This window comes from Acinetobacter sp. YH18001, assembly GCF_013416975.1.
In the GTDB taxonomy this organism is placed as follows: Bacteria; Pseudomonadota; Gammaproteobacteria; order Pseudomonadales; family Moraxellaceae; genus Acinetobacter; species Acinetobacter pseudolwoffii.
In genome coordinates, this window is record NZ_VPEU01000048.1 from 1 (window position 1) to 16744 (window position 16744).

Genomic DNA, 16744 nt, shown 5'->3' on the forward strand with positions numbered 1-16744 from the left:
AAAGATTATCCATCGAATTGGGCTGCAATCACAGCAATTGCTCCTAAAATTGGCTGTACTCCTGAAACACTACGTGTTTGGTATCAAAAATACTTAGATCAACAAAATCCAGTTAAAGCACAGCAGCTTTCAGACCAAGAACGTATCAAACAACTGGAACGCGAAAATAAAGAACTGCAACGTGCTAACGAAATTCTACGTAAAGCAGCGGCTTTTTTCGCCCAGGCGGAGCTCGACCGCCCACACAAATAATGGTGGATTTTATCCATAACAATAAGGCGTTATATGGTGTTGAGGCGATTTGTAGAATTTTACCGATCGCTGCTTCAACCTATTACCGGACTTTAGATCTCGCGGACAATCCAGAACATCGAGCGAAACGGGATCTGCATGACCTTCATCATGCTGAACAAATTAAACGAATTTGGAAGGAAAGTTCAGGTCGGTATGGTGTGCGTAAGGTCTGGCAACAACTGAAACGTGAAGGCTATGTGATTGCACGTTGTACAGTTGCTCGATTGATGCAAAAGCTAGGTATACAAGGTGTTTGGCGTGGTAAGAATAAACAAACAGAGATGGATCCGGAAATTTGAACAACTCCTATAAGTGATATTCTGCTCCTCAAATGATGTTATAAACATCAATATATGGAGTATTTTATGGCACGTAGACCAAGAAGAAATCATTCAAACGACTTTAAAGCTAAGGTAGCACTTGCTGCGATCAAAGCAGAAAAAACACTTGCTGAATTGAGTTCTGAGTTTGATGTTCATCAAAACCAAATTATTGACTGGAAAAATCAATTGATCTCAGCTTCCTCGCAAGCTTTCGATCAATCAAAAGCTCCATCAGAACCCCCCATTGATCTTAAAAAGTTACATGCAAAAATCGGTGAGCAGGCATTAGAAATTGATTTTTTAGAAGGTGTGTTGAAGAAACTGGGCCGCTTCAACCACAAAAGTTAATCGATCACTCACTTCAGATTTCAGTATCTAAACAGGCTAAGTTACTGAAAGTCTCTCGTGGTTGTTATTATTATCGCCCAAAACCTGTTAGCTCATCAGATCTGAAACTGATGCGATGTATTGATGAATTACATATGCAATATCCTTTTGCAGGCAGTCGTATGATGCGTGATTTGTTGAATCGTCAAGGGCATCATATAGGACGACGTCATACACGTACTTTAATGAAGAAAATGGGTATTCAGGCGTTATATTGCAAACCAAATTTAAGCCAGGCTAATCAAGCTCACCGTAAATATCCATATCTGCTCAAAGGGTTGGCTATTCTGCGCAGTAATCAAGTGTGGTCTACGGATATAACGTATATCCCTATGGCAAAAGGCTTTGTTTATTTATGTGCTGTGATTGATTGGCATAGCCGCAAGGTACTTGCGCATAGGGTATCGATTAGTATGGAGGTGGATTTTTGTATTTCGGCTTTAAATGAAGCAATTGAAAAATATGGATCACCTGAAATATTTAATACAGACCAAGGCAGTCAGTTCACCAGTGATGCATTTATTGATGTATTGAAATCAAATGGCATTCAAATCAGTATGGATGGTAAAGGTCGATGGATTGATAATGTGATGGTTGAACGATTATGGCGGAGCGTTAAATATGAAGAGGTGTATCTCAAAGCTTATAGCAGTGTCACAGATGCGAAAAAGCAATTGAGTGCATATTTTGAGTTTTATAATTTGAAACGACCTCATTCGAGTCTAGACAAATTGACACCAAATGAGTTTTACTATGATCAGCTACCCCAACAAAACAAGGTGGCTTAACTAGAGCGGAATATCACTTATAAATACGCTTTTAGTTGTTCAAACAAGTGGGACCACCTCTCATTCACCCGTCTGATCTTATTATCTGCAACCAATATCCCCTGATCATCATGCTGAATCTGGACCAAATATTTTGGCAAATTCATATCCCACGCAGTTTCAACTAAACGCCACCGTGCCTCAGTTTCATCAATCAGATCTACCGAATTTTGCGCTTCAAATAACTGGAAAACTTCATCAGTGAGGATAATACCTTTATGTGATTTACGGGCATCCATAAAAAAGCGTTTTGGCAATTCTTGTTGATGCACATTATGAAAAGCATCAATGACATTCACAAAACCAAACTGCACGGTCTTATTAATTAAAGTCTGATAATCAATTTCGCCGGAATTAAAAGCGCGGCAAAAGTCCAAATACTTACTAGAACTTGAAGTCGTCTGCTTATCCACTAATTTTAAGTGCTCACAGATGTGCCGACTAAAAGGGTCTGCCAGTTGATCAAGTGTGACGATAGTATTGCCCTGCGCCTTGAGTTCATACAATGACTTGGCTAAAGCAAATTTATAAGATGCGACATTACGTCCAAATAAAATGATAGCCCGCCAATAATTTTCTAAAGAGGGTTCAATCTCGTAAAACTCTGACATATGGCCCCCCTTTTTTATAAAGTGATTTCAATGAGCTTATCCTTTGCTCAGCCTTATTCATCAAATCATTTTCAATGATCTATGGTCAACATACCATCCAAACTAAAATAATTCCGACTTAAACTTTCTCGCTTACCAGACCACTTACGATTGGGTAAATAGCAACTGCCGACAGCTAGTTTAGTTTTGCCAAAACGTTGCTGGATTTGTTCATAGGTTTGCATCAAGTTTTCATTTTTTTGAATGGCATCATAGTCAGTAAATAATGTCGGTATGTAGCTGTTTTTATCTACCATATCCGTCAAAATCACGCCACACTTTTTATAGATGACACCTGCTTTATAAGCCTGCTCCAGAGTTTTCAATGCTTCACGTACCAGCACCGTCACACTGTCTGTCGGTTCATCTAAATTTAAGGAAAGGCTTTTGCCATAGTAAGGGATGTACTTATCAAATGGATTGGACTGAACAAATACAATCACTGTGCCACAGAGTGCCTGTTCCGCTCTCAAACGCTTGACGGCATCTTGCACATACTTTGCTAACGCTTCTTTCAGATCATCCAATTCAGTAATTTTTTCACCAAAAGAACGACTTGCCACAATTTGCTTACGCGGCTCAGGTGCATGTTCGAGCTCAATACATGCTTGGCCTTGTAACTCCAGCACTGTACGTTGCATCACCACAGAAAAAGCTTTACCTAATCGATGTGGGCTACTCTGCGCTAAATCTAAGACCGTGTGGATACCATATTGTTTTAACTTGGCACTGTGCTTTCGCCCCACACCCCACACTTCACTCACATCAACCAAACTATAAAAGTACTCACGATGTTTTGGGTCCATAACCGCCAAATTACACACCCCATGAAAGCGTTTGGCTTTCTTTGCCATATAGTTGGCAAGCTTGGCTTCTGTTTTTGTGCGACCAATCCCCACACATACAGGTAAACCGATCCATTGTAAGATCCGTGCTCGCATATTCTGTGCATACGCATTTAAGTCATGAAGCTTGGCATAGGCGGTGAGCTTTAGAAAAGACTCATCAATGGAATAAATTTCTTGCTCATCGGGTGCGACGTATTGACCTAAGATGGTATGAAAACGATGTGACATTTCGGCATACAGTGCATAGTTACTCGACAGCACTTCAACTTGATGTTGCTCCACAATGTCTTTGATCTGAAACAGAGGCACACCCATTTTAATGCCCAAATCCTTGGCTTCTTGGGAACGTGCTACAGCACAACCATCATTGTTCGATAAAACAATCACAGGACGATGATTTAGCTTTGGGTTAAACAGGCGCTCACAAGAGACATAGCAGTTATTGACATCAATGAGCGCATAGATCTCTTTTCGACTCATTTAAAGTTCTTAATTAATTTTGTGACCACACCCCAAATTTCAAATTGCTGTCCTTCTAAGGGATGAATATCAGGATAATCTTCATTTTCCGCTTTAAGCCAACAACCCAATGCATCCATGATCAAACGTTTCACCGTAAACTCATTGTCTACCAAAGCAATCACGATATCTCTGTGCTTGGCTTCAATGCTCCGATCAACGATCAATTCATCATTAACATCAATACCTACATTCAACATCGATTGTGAATTTACTCGCACAATAAAGGTTGCAGTTTCATTCTTAATCAGGTGTTCATTCAGATCTAATTTTTTATCAATATAGTCCTGTGCAGGTGATGGAAAACCTGCTTGTACACGCTCAGTCGCGAGAGGGATTTCAATATGGGTCACAGGATCAAGCTGGCGAATGTTTTGAATCTCGTGCTGAATTGGCTTAGACCTTAACAGGGCTTTAATATCAGGGATACGCGCTTCAGGTACACGAATCACCTTTGTTACTTGATCAGGCTTTGGTTTACGTCCAGCCCCTTCTCGACGCCCACCATGTTTTTTGGGTTCACTCACCAATGACATACGATCCCCATTCAATTTTGAAAAATGTAACAATATTCAAAATTCTATGCTGATCAATATGCATAGTTCAAGCATTGAAAAATGGTGATAAGGGCTAAGCCTTATATTATGCGATTCCCAGAGATTGATTTCCGATAAACGGTATTAAGCTTGCTTTTTCCAGAGAAGATTCAACCATTGCTCCGAGCGATCAGGTCTCTTATCCAACGTAATCCGCTGTTGGACTAAACTCACCTGATCAAACTGAGCTAGCAGTTTTTGTGCTTGCTGTTCATTTAGATCGGTAAATTCTCGACCATCTTTTTCTCGATCTAAATCTCCATATTTAAACGACATGTAGATCACACCTTCAGACTTTAATGCTCGAAGCATTTTTGCCACTACTTCAGCTAATCTACGGCGTTCGCAATGAAGTAAGGATGCACATGCCCAAATCCCATCGTAAACAGCGACTTCATCAAGTTCATAGAAGCTGTGATGTTTAACTTGAATGCCCGTCAGCTCTGTTGCCTTTTTAGCCAACGCTTCAGAGTAGTCGATTGCATCAACCCGATAGCCTTTATTTTTAAATGCCAAACTATCACGTCCCGATCCACAACCGAGATCCAAGATATGGGCATGTTCAGGTAACAACGCTAGAAACGGCTGATACAAGCTCTCCATCTCAACATGAAACGTTGAGTGAATAAATTCTTCTGCATGATGGTTGTAATAATCTATTGTTTTCATCCAGAACGCTTAAGTTAAAAGTTAAGCTCAGTCTACAAGAAAACATAAAAATCCCAAACACTCCCAAACCTCAAAGATTCACTCCAAATTAACTTCTTATTTATCAAATTTTTATAGAAATTTATTCTTCTTTAACTGCTGTTACTACCGCTACCACTCGCCCATTTTTCAACAAAAACCCATCACTTTATTCCCAAGTTTTTGATCAAACAGTCAGAGCACTGCTTTTACTTTTATCATAGAGGGATAGTATATAAATCATAAAACAACGATGAAAACAAAAATCCCTCCTTTAAAGAAACGGGCACATTTAGCTCACAAAGATCCTGCTGATGTCGCCATATTGATCAAAGGAATCCAGCTTTGCCTACATGAAGTCCGCCCTGCCATGACTTCTCTCTTTCCCGAGCATCCAGTCATCCAATCTTTCGAAAATTTGGTGAAAAAAATTCTCAGCCAATCTCACAAACTTACATCCGAAGAAATGCACCTAAAACTAACGCAAGCATTTGTGTCTTTATTACATCAATCCAAAATCAATATCGATCAGATCTATCCCAACCGGTTGCTGATGCTGTTTAACCGGCATCTGAGCAGAACCCATATTTATGATATGAACTGTCGTATATACGACAAGCCCCGTACCACCCTGTCCATGGAACTGTTGGCAAAGATCCTGGGCTGTTCACGCAATCAGCTCAACTATCGCCAGCAGCAAATCGATGATGCCTATCGGCTCAAACTTTCTGTACTGAAAGCTAAATGTGAAGCCTTAAATTATCCGCATATTAATCCTTCAATGTTCTGGAGGACAGAACATGCATGATTATCCTTCATCCACTATGACTAAACTCTTAGCGCTTGAAGACACCTCCCCAGCTTTTCATGATTTTGGCTGTTATCTATTGGGCCAGACACCGTCGCTTGAAGGACTTCAGTCACTCTTGCCGGGCCCAGATGCTGTTTCTGCCTTAGAACTAGCAGAGATTATTTTCCCGGATCAAAAGCCGCATGTAGTCAGACAGCCAATCAGTAGCTATCTGTATTACTTGAAACAGTTCAGTCCAGAAACTCAGGTCTATCAGTGGGGCGTAAATATACTCGCTGCATGCTGCATTTTAATCCGCATCAATCCTTCTGCGGCTGCTGAACATCAAGCCACCATCACCACATTAGTCAACCGCTTCCGTCTGGCCTCTCAGGCCCTACATAAGGCAGAGCAAAACGGGAAACTGTTTAAATATGACAAACTCTATTTATGGGTATGGGAGCAACTTCCGCAAACATCTACTTCACTTGAGGCTTTTTTCCAGCAGCTATGTGAACTGGAACAGTCTAGTACTCTGGATACATTCCAGTTTAATCTCATTCAGGATATCCGAAGGGCCTATAGCTATGTCCTCAATCTGGCCCCGAAAAAATCAGGACACCACAACTCAAGCCAGCGACGCCTTGAACAATATGCCCTGAATGAATCAGACGGGTTATTCGTCATTCAGGAATTGCCCACCTCGGAACAAATCCGCTCCTTGCAGTATGAACAGTTAACTGATCATCAGCAGGTACAAACCTTTCAGATAGATACTGCTGAGGTCTCACCACTGTGCAAAAGCTCCAGACCGGTCCAGCAGCAATCGGTCCGGTTGATGCAGCAGCATATTGTTCGGCTACAACACCGATTTAGCAGCAGTAATCATTATCCTGATCTTGACTCAATTCGTTTATTAATCACGCATTGCTGGCAGAAATACAGTACAGCGCAATCAAAAGACAAAGCCTATTTGATTATCTTGCTGAGTTTTTTAACGGGGAATGCCACAGAGGAATGGCTCAAGCTTCAGCACGGTAAAATCTCGCGGTTAAATCAACGCCAGCGTTTAATTCAGATCAATGGTCATTATGTGCTGCGCTCAAAATTCACTTTGTTTGATCCAGTGCATTTTGCGCATAAGCAGGCTTTGCAAAATCAAATCACCCATTTTGATTTACCCCTTGCCAATGTGCTGATTGATGGATTGAAAACCAAACCCATTCTTAAACAAGAACAGATCCGTCAGGCTCTACAACAGTGTCGTGAGGAACTGCATATTCCATCGCTGACCAGTAAGAAGCTCACGACTTTATTACACGCCACGATTTATCACATGACGGGCAATGCCCAACTTGCAGATATACTCACTGGTATCGATGCCAATCGCTCAAGTTCGATTTCATATTGTTCTTATCCAGTGTATCGCTTACAACGTGAGTATTTGAATACGGTACAGTGCTTATCTGCCGATCTTGCCAAGATGATGCACATCGAAGATCAAACACTCTATATGGGTAGCCTCAAAGCACCAGCACCGCCCACTGTACGTAGTATCTTTGCGTACTTGTATACGCAAGTTATTCAAGCCAATAAGCAATTTGATTTAGTTGCTTATTATAACCATTACAATATTTGGCTATGGCATATTCTATTACTGTTCACAGGAGCACGGCCTGTGAAAGAGTTTCCAGGCTTACTCAAGGATTTTGATTTAGATCAGGGTTGGCTGTGGGTATCTGATAAAGAAATTCATGGGCGGCATGAGGATGGACGCCTACTCCCCCTATGCAGTTTTCTACAACAGCAATTGAAGTATTATCTCAACGACTTAAACAATCATAGGGCGGGCTTAGCATTAGAAATCGACGATGCAGCACTGCATATTGGAGATATCTTAGAAAGTCGGAAACCGTTACTTGGGGTATTCATAGAACAGCAATGGCAAGCGCTTAGCCCAGCACTGGTTGCGCAGTTTACTGAAGGCATGCAGCTTGAACAGGCCAATTGGCTCAGGCATACCACGCGTGCTTTTCTCACCGATCGAGTCGATGAAACGTTGATTCTGGCGCTATTTGGTCATGAAAAGCATCAACAGGAAATAGGCAATGAGTATTCGAGTCTTGCACTGAATAGCTATAAAACACTGGAAAAAAGCTTAGATGAGATGCAGGCATTTTTTCAAATTGATGGGATGAATGAAAATTTGGAGCGAATTTGAATTAAATCAGAAGGTTTTCTTGTGTACAGTCTACTAAAAAACATCTATTCCATTCACACCATTTTGCGCTGTACTTACAAAGTTTAAGTTTCACGTGAAACGTATATTTTTTATACAACCATGTACTTAGGAAAACTTTGTGATGTAATCAAAAATGAATCATTTTTTTAAATATCCCTACTACATTTCAAAAATGACTGTAAAAAGATGAACCCCCTAATGATGTTCATCTTATTAGCAGTAATTGACTTATCCCTTTTGGCAAGTTGTTTTCGGTTTACCCACCAATGTCCCTGATCTGACTTCAGCATTCACAGAATCCCTAAATCTAACATCATCACGTCCATCATAATGCACTTCTAATTGCGCATTCATTTTTCCTGTAACCGTACACATATAGAATTGTTTTTTGGAAATAGCTTTAAATTTTTGCACAATGTCCTTTTCACTGATTTTTAGAATTCTGAACAAATCATCATGAACAACCAATGTGTTTTTAGGGAATGTTTTGGAGGGTAAAGTCTTTAGACGAATGATTGTATCAGCATACAAACCATTTTGATCTGGCTCAGGAAAAAATTCAGTGTTTTCATCAGGCTCGAAATCATTACTGTAGGTAACTTCAAAATCAACCAAAATAGGTTTAGTCGTTTTATATGACTCAGCAGGGAAATCTTTTTTTAGATCATTGGTTGCAACATATTGAGCATTTACAGCGGTAGAAACCAACGTCAGTGCCAAAATTAATATTGTTTTCATCATGGTATCCTTAAGAGTTAATATTTTTGTTATAAAAGAGCTGATCTCTAGCAATGTAACATCACAGCATAGAATCATATGTTTTATTGACCAACACCACATATCACTTTGATTTCGCCATTTTTTGATTTGGTCAAATAAATGTACTCTGCAAACCCACCGTAATCATCACTCCCTCGAGGCTTTGAAGCAAAGTAAAGTGATTGCAAGTTATCATCATGTACAAGATATGAGTTCTTAAATTGAGTAAATAATTTCTCTGTTATTTTCGAAGAAGCATCATAATTTTGACGTAATTGAAGAGAACTAATAGCTTTTAAATCACGATTAAACTGCTCTGCATCAAATTGACGTAATTGAATTTTGTCACGGTTCTCGATCAAATTTTTCAGTTGTGCAATATCCGCGTTGGATTGAATAACCCCTTCAAAATTGAAGCCATAGCCATAATGATTTGTGAATTCCAATTTTTTAAACAAAGCATTCTTTGCGTTGCGCGGTAAAAAGATCTGAACGTAAGGGGTATCAGCGTATGCATCTTTATATTCTGGATAATATCGATAAGTATCTTGTATCTGATAAGTTTGTTTCAGTCCTATTTCTATATTTTTATGGGCTTTCCCCTCTATTTCATCTCTAGCCATTTGCTCTAAAAATGAAGGTTGTGTCATATTTTTAGTATACCAACCCTGACATAATAGCGCTTGATCAATAGCTGAATACTGTTGTGCTATTTGTGAGGCAGATGGTGTATTTGATGTCTGCTCTAACATTTGTTTAGCTTGCTGATTGCCATTCGAAGCAGCCTGCTGAAGTAATCGGGTCGCTAATACTGGATTAGGGTTTACACCATCACCACTTAAGAGCATCTTCGCTAAAACCACTTTAGCAGGAGCATAATTTTTTTCACTAGCAAGGTTTAACCATTCGATGGCTTTAGATGTATTTCTTGGTATTTTTTGACCATCGTAATATGCCATTCCTAAATCATATTGATTTTTCGCAAAGCCTAATAACAACGCTTTACTTTGTACTCCCGCAATCGCAGGAATGATCTGCTCATTCATCGTTTTTGCTTGAATGTTCGATGTGCTAAATAAACTATTCCCTATCATCATAGCTAGTATTATTTTTCTCATTAGTACACCTTTTTTATTCTTATTTTTTTATCAACATATAGAGAATAACTATCTAACTAGCTTGATTACAACACTGCTCGTCGAGATACCTCAAAAAAATACAATCCAACTTGAAACCAAACAGATTCTTCGTAACACAACTTATTTTTTATCAAAAACTTAATTCAAAAATAGCTATTATTATCAGTATCATCTACCTATAAAACAATATATTTTTCAACAAAAACCCGCCACTTTATTCCCAAGTTTTTGATCAAACGGTCATAGCCACCTCATCAGATATATCATAAAGACTAGCCCTTATAATAATAAAACACCATGCCAAAAATCGCTCCTGTTGCCAGTGAACGTCGCAATGCTGAACGTAAAAAAGCACGTGAAAAAGAGATGCGTCAAGCGCAACATTTTATCCTACGACATCTGCCCTTAGATGCACTCTATGAAGCCTATCAATCTCAACAACAGCATACCATGTTGCAAAAACTTGAAGCATTGATCGAAGATGAAGCTAAATCTGTGCGTTATAAAAAAATGCTGTATCACTGCTATAGAAAGCAGATCACGTTGTTCAACCATAGCTATGCGCTCGAACTGGATCTCCCGTCTAAACAGTTGGTGACGATTGAGCGTGATCATCTGGAATATGATCGAGACTGGTTACAACGCAGTAAACATGCACATCTTGTGCAACACAAACTCTGGCGTTATTGGCATACAGCTCGCCAATTCTCAGAAGATGAAATTATTGGTAATGTCCTGATCTCAAGCATTCTCTTTGCGGGTGTGTCCGCACCAAATAGCTTAGATGACATATTGGCGCATTTGAGGCAAGGTCCCACGATTCACCACCTCCCTGCTCTAGATTTACAGGTGCTCTTTCTTGAGCCACTTTCCCCACACTATGGCGACATTTACCAGCCTGATACACCACTTCGCAAATCTCGCACCTTGGTCTTGGATCGCATCACGCAACTATGGCTTACACGGTTTTTACAACAAGCGCCACCTGTGACCATGAACGTCACAGCATATTTGAGTTTAATTTTGGTCAGGATGGGATTTACAGGGCGAGCTGCGGACATCGCCAAATTATTGGCCTGTGCCAGTTGCCATTGGATGCAGCTTGATTCAGTCGGATTAGATCCTGCTTTAAGTCGCTGTCTGGAAGAAAAGACAAACACCTGTGGCTTGAGTTTTGAATCTTTTCAACAATATCTGAATCCAGTACAGTCATCTCAACATGTAGCACTGGATAAACTGGCGCTTGCTCGATTCCCTGAAACGATCAGCACAAATGGTTCTGTGATATCTGCTTCAACACCGACTCCCCTCAATCAAGAGTCCATAGCAAGTCTCAAGCAACTGCATAAACATTTGCTGAAAACTCTACGTTTCAATAAAGATGCGCTGACCGCACTCATCGACGATATCCAACACCAGCACTTACAATTCCTTGAGCCTGCGAAACGCATTTGCTTATGGCTGATCAGTCTGTTGCAACCGAATACCGCGCAAGTTCAACAGTTGAGTGGATTGTTCGGTCTAGACACTGCAGCCTGGCTGAAATATCTCAGCTATCAACAGCACTTAAAGAAAAGCTCGGTCTATAGTTACTATGCCAAATTTGCAGAAGCGTGGTTATTTCACAGTTATCCTTATACTGAAGACCCTGATTTCAACATTCATCTGGAGGATGTATACAGCAAAATCTTGGCAGAGGAACAAAAGTCTTCAGATCAAAAACTCGCAATTTTAAAAAGATTTCATTATTTTCAAAAAATGTTATTTCAAGCAGATGATTTTCCTGTGTACATGGATCTACAGGCAGCCGCTCATCCACGTACTAGAATTCTCTCTTCTCACAGCCTTTGCGCTGTACTTGATCTGCTGCCTCGTTATGCCATGAGTAGTCAACTCAATCCACATGATGCCGAGATGCTCAAGCTCATTTTTATCTTGGCCTTTCGTACCGGCATGCGTATCAATGAGATTTTAGGACTTCGGGTCAAAGATGTTGAAGGACCTGCCTGTACCTCAATTTGGATCAGGCCTTACCGTAGCAAGCAACATGAGCACACTTTAAAAACAGAGAGTGCTGAACGTAATCTTCCACTCCACATCCTACTCATGCCCAATGAACATGCTGCATTTAGCCGCTATTGCTCATCCAAACGCATCAGTGCAGCTAAAGATGACTTTCTCTTTAGCTTATGGAATCGCTCCGAACGTACCCCTGCCCATGTCGTCAGTCAGGTCTTCTCCCATCTGATCAAGACCGTCTTGCCACATGGGGACTATTCTTTTCACACGCTGCGCCATACTGCCGCGAATCATCTCGCCTTGATCTTAACCATGCCCTATAACATGGTCAAAGTGTTTACTGATTACACTGAAGCAGATTACCAACGTATTCGTAGTCATCTCTTACGTTCCAGTACAGCGCAAGATGTTTGGTACAGCCTCGCGCATGTGCTGGGGCATATCACCCCGAAAGAGACCTTTAAAAGTTATCTGCATTTAACCTTTATGATGGCAGGTTATCGTCTCGCTCAATATGATCCACCCATCCCATATAGCACCATCAAAACCATCTGCTCTGATCTCGTGCTGCAAGCCACATCCAAAGACATCCATTTAAGTCAGCTCAGCGCACAACTTAGGCTAAAATTAACCACGCAAGCTTTGAGAAAAAATAACACGGTACGACATCGCCACAAAGCAGCCACGATAGCAAATCAGCAAACAAATGATCTGTGTCATGAGCACTATTACCCGGGAACTACACAATCGAGGATCTCCATGTCTATGGCTGTGCAAGTGATCCGACATTGTGAACGCTTTCATGATATCGACTACATTGCCAATAAGCTCAACTTACCTACGTCATTGATAGAACAATGCAAAGCCAATCTCTGTAAATTACAGACAATTCAGAATCAAAAAGGGAAACCACGCTTCATACGTGATCCCGACAAAAGCCAGCGGGTTTTACCCTGCCTAGAAACCTCTGAAGAAAAATCACTTATATATGATTTTTGTAAACGGCTTTCAGATTATTCCAAAGATGATCCGAGGTTCTTCCAAGCGTTAAAAATATTTATTCAGAAAAATAATAGGACTGAATCAGGATTAGTATTTTTTCTTAAGGACATTGATCAATTAGAGGCCTTTTTAGCAGTATTTTATCCGCTCTTCCCAGCGCGATATTGGGCATGTGATCTACCAAATACAGTCAGCGTGCAGTATTTAGAAAACTTTCAGTGGTTAAATCAAATCGAATCTTGCAATAAAATACCCGGAAAATTTAAAAAATCTTTCCGTATTTATTTAAAATCTCAAAAAACCAATAAATCACTCAGTTTTCTTAAGTACATCATTATTATATTAATCATATTTAATCCCAAAGTACTTAATAGACTACAATCTCTTTAAACTTCAGTTACATATTTAGCTTGAAACAGCATTTTCTATAGACTACAAACATAGTTATCCAATAACAAAAAAAGGTGCCCAATATGTACCATATGTTAATTCTGAAGTTTTTAAGCATGCTTCTTCCTGTGCATCAAATCCCAAATGATTATAATATTGGGATTCACCTTGGTGATGATGGTACGCATAGTAATCATAGAGCGATCTATTTATGGTTAGAAACATTATTAGAGAAAGACCCGAATATTGATTTTGAAGAGGTAAACCGTACGTTTAGAGCGTGTTTACCTGAATACTTATTTAATTAATGAAAAGCCTCTGTAAACAGAGGCTTCTTTATTTATATATGAGATACGGAAGAAATTTGTTTTCTATACTTTTTCAATTTCTTAGGTTTTTTAGTTCTTTGGTATTTATTAGGATTATTGACATAATCAGCCCACCACTGAATAAGCTCAGCCGATTCTTCAAAGTGTATCGCTTTATCATATCGCCCTTTCACTCCTAGTTTACGATGGGATAAAGCTGCTTCGATGACCTGTGATTTCTCACTAAATGCTTCATTGAGTGCTGTACTCGCAAGATATCTCACACCATGCACAGTCATTCGACCTTTATACCCCATTTTTTTTAATGCTTCAGTAAAAGGGCCATCACTCATATAACGATCGATTCCATCACGTGATGGGAATAAATATGGTGACGGCTTTTGAACTTCTTTTAACTTTTGTAATAACTCTATTGCTTGTTTTGATAAATATACTCGATGTTCTTTACGATTTTTCATCTTTGAAGCTGGCTTAATCCAAATCCTTTTTTCTAAATCAAACTCCTCCCATTTTGCTTGTCTAAGTTCTCCATGACGTGGAAACTGTAGCAACATCAATTCCAAGCCAATACTAATGTTTTTAATTGGATAAGCACGTATATCATCTAAAAAGACCTTAACTTCGCTTAATTTGATGTGCTTGTAACTTTCATTTTTATGCTTACCTAAAAAGCGTTTAATATTTTTAACAGGATTTTCATTGTAATCACAATATATTGAAGCCCAATCATAAGCTTCAGAAACATAAGAAAAAAGTTTACGCATTTGTGTCGGAATTTTTAATTCATTTACCAAGGATTGGAAATATTCACACCATTCTTTACTCGTAATATCTCTAAAATCACGTTGACCAAATGTTGAATAAATATGCTTCTGAATCGATTTGATCGCTTTATCATACGTCTTTTCAGTCCATAGCCTTTTCTTGTTTGGAAGCCAATTTTCCATCAGCGAAATAAGCATATATTTTTTGTCTTTAACATCTTTCTTATTGGACGCATCGACTTTTTTAAGCTCTGATAGAAATTTTTCTAGCTTTTCAATCGCTTGGCTAAGATTAACCATAGGAAATGTTCCAATACTTTTCAAACTCCATTTTCCTTTTATGTTCTTATATTTGACTTGCCAATATTTGTTTCCGTTGCTTTTAACTAAAAAGTAAAGTCGCTCTTCAACAGTCACCCGATAATCTTTAGCCTCAGATTCAAGAGACATTAGTACTTTGTCATTTATATTTCTTATTTTGTTAAAGTTTTGCCTTTTCATGTGATTACTCACGTGCTTTAAATTACCCCGAGAAATATCACAAGAAAAAAAATGTCATCTCCAAACATATAAAACGAAGAAAAAAATGCTAAATTTTTTTCATTAGGCCCTTAACTGGTTCAAATAGTCTGCCCACCACTGCATTAGCACACGGCGCTCATCTAAATGCTGTGATTTATCATAGACACCCTTCACGCCCTTTTTCTTATGAGCCAGACAAACTTCAATGACCTGTTCCTTATCACTGAATCGATCATTCATCGTGGTACTTGCCAAATGTCGGAACCCATGGGGATTCTGCTTTCCTTCATAACCTAGACGGTTTAAAGCTAAGTTAAAGGTCATATCACTAATAGTTTTGTGTACTGATAGGCGGCTTGGAAACAAAAACTCAGATTCGGGCTGAATCTCCTTGAGTTCTTTTAGAAGTGTGATCGCTTGAGCAAGCAAAGGTACTTGATGCTCCAGACGAGTTTTAGTCGTTGCAGCGGGTTTGCTCCACAATGCGTTCTTAAGATCGAACTGTTCCCACTTAGCACACCTTAATTCACCAGGGCGTGGAAAAAGCAGAATCATTAACTCTAAACCAATTCCAATAGCACGTTTTTTATTGTCGCGGATTCTTTGCAATAAAACTGGAAGATCTTCAATACTAATAAAATTCATATTTCCTGATTGATATGTATCTAAATGCTTAGTGATACCTTCCAGCGGGTTGGAACTAATTTTTCCTTGAAATTTTGCCCAGTCATAACAGCCTCGAACATAGGACACCAGTTTCTCAATTTGTGTATGAATGCCTAAATTACGCTGTAAGCCCTGAAAGAAATCAAACCACTCTTTCGCACTAATATCGGTATAACTACGCTTTCCAAAGCTTGGGATGATATGTTTATAGATCGATTTCTCTGCTTTCGTATATGTTGCTTCTCCCCATTTCGTTGACTTTGTATCTAGCCAATCCCGCATGAGATTCTGAAAATACAAACTCTCTAGTTCTCTTTTCTCATTCAGCAATATTTTCTTTGGTTTTAATTCTTCGCCTTTTGACAAAGCTACATTATATTCCTGTGCTTTTTGACGAGCGAGTTTTGCACTGACTTTAGGGTATGCGCCAACGCCGATCCATGCCCATTTCCCTTCAGCATTTTTATAGCGAAATTGCCAGTTTTTTACACCAGACCTCTTCACTAGAAAATATAAACCCGCGCCGTCGAGTTCACGGTAGTCTCTGTCCTCAGGTATTAAAGTAGCGAGAACTTTCTCGCTGAGTGGTCGTTTCTTTATATCTTTGCGGAACATATCTATTACCGTGTATCACCGAGTTAGATTATTAGACAGTGATACACGTAGTGATACAAGCTAGCGTCAGTTTTGGAGAAACATACCAAACTACCAAAAACAAAAAAACCTCCTAAATCGTTGAATTTAGAAGGTTTTCTGTTCTATACAACCCTATAGAAAGCTGTATAAAAAATAATCTTGGTAGGTATATCCAGACTCGAACTGGAGACCTCTACGATGTCAACGTAGTATCTTTATAGCAAAAACAATAGCTTTGGATCAGTAGGGTGTATAAAAACTAAAACAGAATTTTAAAGGAGTTGAAACAGATGAATCAATTTAAACCGGCACTGATCTTGGGTGTCCTGATTGCTTTGGGGATGATAATTTCAGG

Annotated in this window: 13 protein-coding genes, 1 pseudogene and 1 other annotated feature; of the genes and pseudogenes, 6 read left to right on the forward strand and 8 right to left on the reverse strand. The window is 39.3% G+C overall.

What is annotated here, in order from left to right:
• Both FTV48_RS12335 and FTV48_RS12340 read left to right on the forward strand, forming a co-directional pair.
• Positions 1 to 572: pseudogene (locus FTV48_RS12335) on the forward strand (IS3 family transposase); the annotation flags it as partial.
• Positions 210 to 326 (forward strand) — a sequence feature (AL1L pseudoknot). (Overlaps the previous pseudogene by 117 nt.)
• Positions 573 to 659: 87 nt before the next feature.
• Positions 660 to 1792 (forward strand): IS3 family transposase gene (locus FTV48_RS12340; protein ID WP_227509860.1). Its coding sequence is split into 2 segments (ribosomal slippage): positions 660 to 912 and positions 912 to 1792, totalling 1134 coding nucleotides; the frame shifts between segments, so codons are not numbered across the junction.
• 17 nt (positions 1793 to 1809) lie between these two features.
• Here the strand turns inward: FTV48_RS12340 and FTV48_RS12345 are convergent.
• The 4 genes from FTV48_RS12345 to FTV48_RS12360 all read right to left on the reverse strand — a co-directional run bounded on the left by FTV48_RS12345 (position 1810) and on the right by FTV48_RS12360 (position 5113).
• Positions 1810 to 2442 (reverse strand): hypothetical protein, encoded by a 633-nt coding sequence (locus tag FTV48_RS12345; protein ID WP_253602661.1) that lies wholly within the window; start codon positions 2440 to 2442, stop codon positions 1810 to 1812.
• Between the two features lie 71 nt (positions 2443 to 2513).
• A complete protein-coding gene (locus FTV48_RS12350; RefSeq protein WP_180000514.1) occupies positions 2514 to 3809 on the reverse strand; it encodes a Y-family DNA polymerase in 1296 nt (431 codons plus the stop codon).
• Positions 3806 to 4384, reverse strand: coding sequence for a LexA family transcriptional regulator (locus FTV48_RS12355; RefSeq protein WP_180000516.1), 579 nt, complete (start codon positions 4382 to 4384; stop codon positions 3806 to 3808). Before FTV48_RS12355 ends, FTV48_RS12350 begins: the two co-directional genes overlap by 4 nt.
• Before the next feature lie 144 nt (positions 4385 to 4528).
• Positions 4529 to 5113, reverse strand: a complete 585-nt coding sequence (locus FTV48_RS12360) for a bifunctional 2-polyprenyl-6-hydroxyphenol methylase/3-demethylubiquinol 3-O-methyltransferase UbiG (protein ID WP_180000518.1) — start codon at positions 5111 to 5113, stop codon at positions 4529 to 4531.
• A 511-nt stretch (positions 5114 to 5624) separates the two neighbouring features.
• On the opposite strand from FTV48_RS12360, the gene FTV48_RS12365 reads away from it, so the two are divergent.
• Positions 5625 to 5939 carry a hypothetical protein gene (locus FTV48_RS12365; protein WP_180000520.1) on the forward strand — a complete coding sequence of 105 codons (315 nt, stop codon included), beginning with the start codon at positions 5625 to 5627 and terminating at the stop codon, positions 5937 to 5939.
• Complete coding sequence (locus FTV48_RS12370) at positions 5932 to 8142, forward strand: site-specific integrase (RefSeq protein WP_180000522.1); 2211 nt, start codon at positions 5932 to 5934, stop codon at positions 8140 to 8142. The genes FTV48_RS12365 and FTV48_RS12370 overlap by 8 nt, the downstream gene beginning before the upstream one ends.
• A 249-nt stretch (positions 8143 to 8391) precedes the next feature.
• Here the strand turns inward: FTV48_RS12370 and FTV48_RS12375 are convergent, their stop codons facing one another.
• On the reverse strand, positions 8392 to 8901 hold the full coding sequence (locus FTV48_RS12375) for a hypothetical protein (RefSeq protein ID WP_180000524.1): 510 nt from the start codon (positions 8899 to 8901) through the stop codon (positions 8392 to 8394).
• 83 nt (positions 8902 to 8984) lie between these two features.
• Positions 8985 to 10040, reverse strand: coding sequence for a tetratricopeptide repeat protein (locus FTV48_RS12380; RefSeq protein ID WP_180000526.1), 1056 nt, complete (start codon positions 10038 to 10040; stop codon positions 8985 to 8987).
• A gap of 318 nt (positions 10041 to 10358) precedes the next feature.
• Here FTV48_RS12380 and FTV48_RS12385 point away from each other — a divergent pair, with 318 nt between their 5' ends.
• Both FTV48_RS12385 and FTV48_RS12390 read left to right on the forward strand, forming a co-directional pair.
• Positions 10359 to 13472: a site-specific integrase gene (locus FTV48_RS12385; RefSeq protein WP_180000528.1), complete on the forward strand. Its 3114-nt coding sequence runs from the start codon at positions 10359 to 10361 to the stop codon at positions 13470 to 13472.
• An 83-nt stretch (positions 13473 to 13555) separates the two neighbouring features.
• Positions 13556 to 13780 carry a hypothetical protein gene (locus FTV48_RS12390; protein ID WP_180000530.1) on the forward strand — a complete coding sequence of 75 codons (225 nt, stop codon included), beginning with the start codon at positions 13556 to 13558 and terminating at the stop codon, positions 13778 to 13780.
• Between the two features lie 32 nt (positions 13781 to 13812).
• On the opposite strand, the gene FTV48_RS12395 is transcribed toward FTV48_RS12390, so the two are convergent.
• Together FTV48_RS12395 and FTV48_RS12400 are read right to left on the reverse strand one after the other, a co-directional pair.
• Positions 13813 to 15066 (reverse strand): site-specific integrase, encoded by a 1254-nt coding sequence (locus FTV48_RS12395; protein ID WP_180000532.1) that lies wholly within the window; start codon positions 15064 to 15066, stop codon positions 13813 to 13815.
• 102 nt (positions 15067 to 15168) lie between these two features.
• On the reverse strand, positions 15169 to 16368 hold the full coding sequence (locus tag FTV48_RS12400) for a tyrosine-type recombinase/integrase (protein ID WP_180000534.1): 1200 nt from the start codon (positions 16366 to 16368) through the stop codon (positions 15169 to 15171).
• Positions 16369 to 16744: the final 376 nt, after the last annotated feature.

Coding starts and splice junctions, on each gene's coding strand:
- FTV48_RS12345 (WP_253602661.1), bottom strand. CDS start 2,442: ATGTCAGAGTTTTACGAGATTGAACCCTCTTTAGAAAATTATTGGCGG.
- FTV48_RS12350 (WP_180000514.1), bottom strand. CDS start 3,809: ATGAGTCGAAAAGAGATCTATGCGCTCATTGATGTCAATAACTGCTAT.
- FTV48_RS12355 (WP_180000516.1), bottom strand. CDS start 4,384: ATGTCATTGGTGAGTGAACCCAAAAAACATGGTGGGCGTCGAGAAGGG.
- FTV48_RS12360 (WP_180000518.1), bottom strand. CDS start 5,113: ATGAAAACAATAGATTATTACAACCATCATGCAGAAGAATTTATTCAC.
- FTV48_RS12370 (WP_180000522.1), top strand. CDS start 5,932: ATGCATGATTATCCTTCATCCACTATGACTAAACTCTTAGCGCTTGAA.
- FTV48_RS12375 (WP_180000524.1), bottom strand. CDS start 8,901: ATGAAAACAATATTAATTTTGGCACTGACGTTGGTTTCTACCGCTGTA.
- FTV48_RS12380 (WP_180000526.1), bottom strand. CDS start 10,040: ATGAGAAAAATAATACTAGCTATGATGATAGGGAATAGTTTATTTAGC.
- FTV48_RS12385 (WP_180000528.1), top strand. CDS start 10,359: ATGCCAAAAATCGCTCCTGTTGCCAGTGAACGTCGCAATGCTGAACGT.
- FTV48_RS12390 (WP_180000530.1), top strand. CDS start 13,556: ATGTACCATATGTTAATTCTGAAGTTTTTAAGCATGCTTCTTCCTGTG.
- FTV48_RS12395 (WP_180000532.1), bottom strand. CDS start 15,066: ATGAAAAGGCAAAACTTTAACAAAATAAGAAATATAAATGACAAAGTA.
- FTV48_RS12400 (WP_180000534.1), bottom strand. CDS start 16,368: ATGTTCCGCAAAGATATAAAGAAACGACCACTCAGCGAGAAAGTTCTC.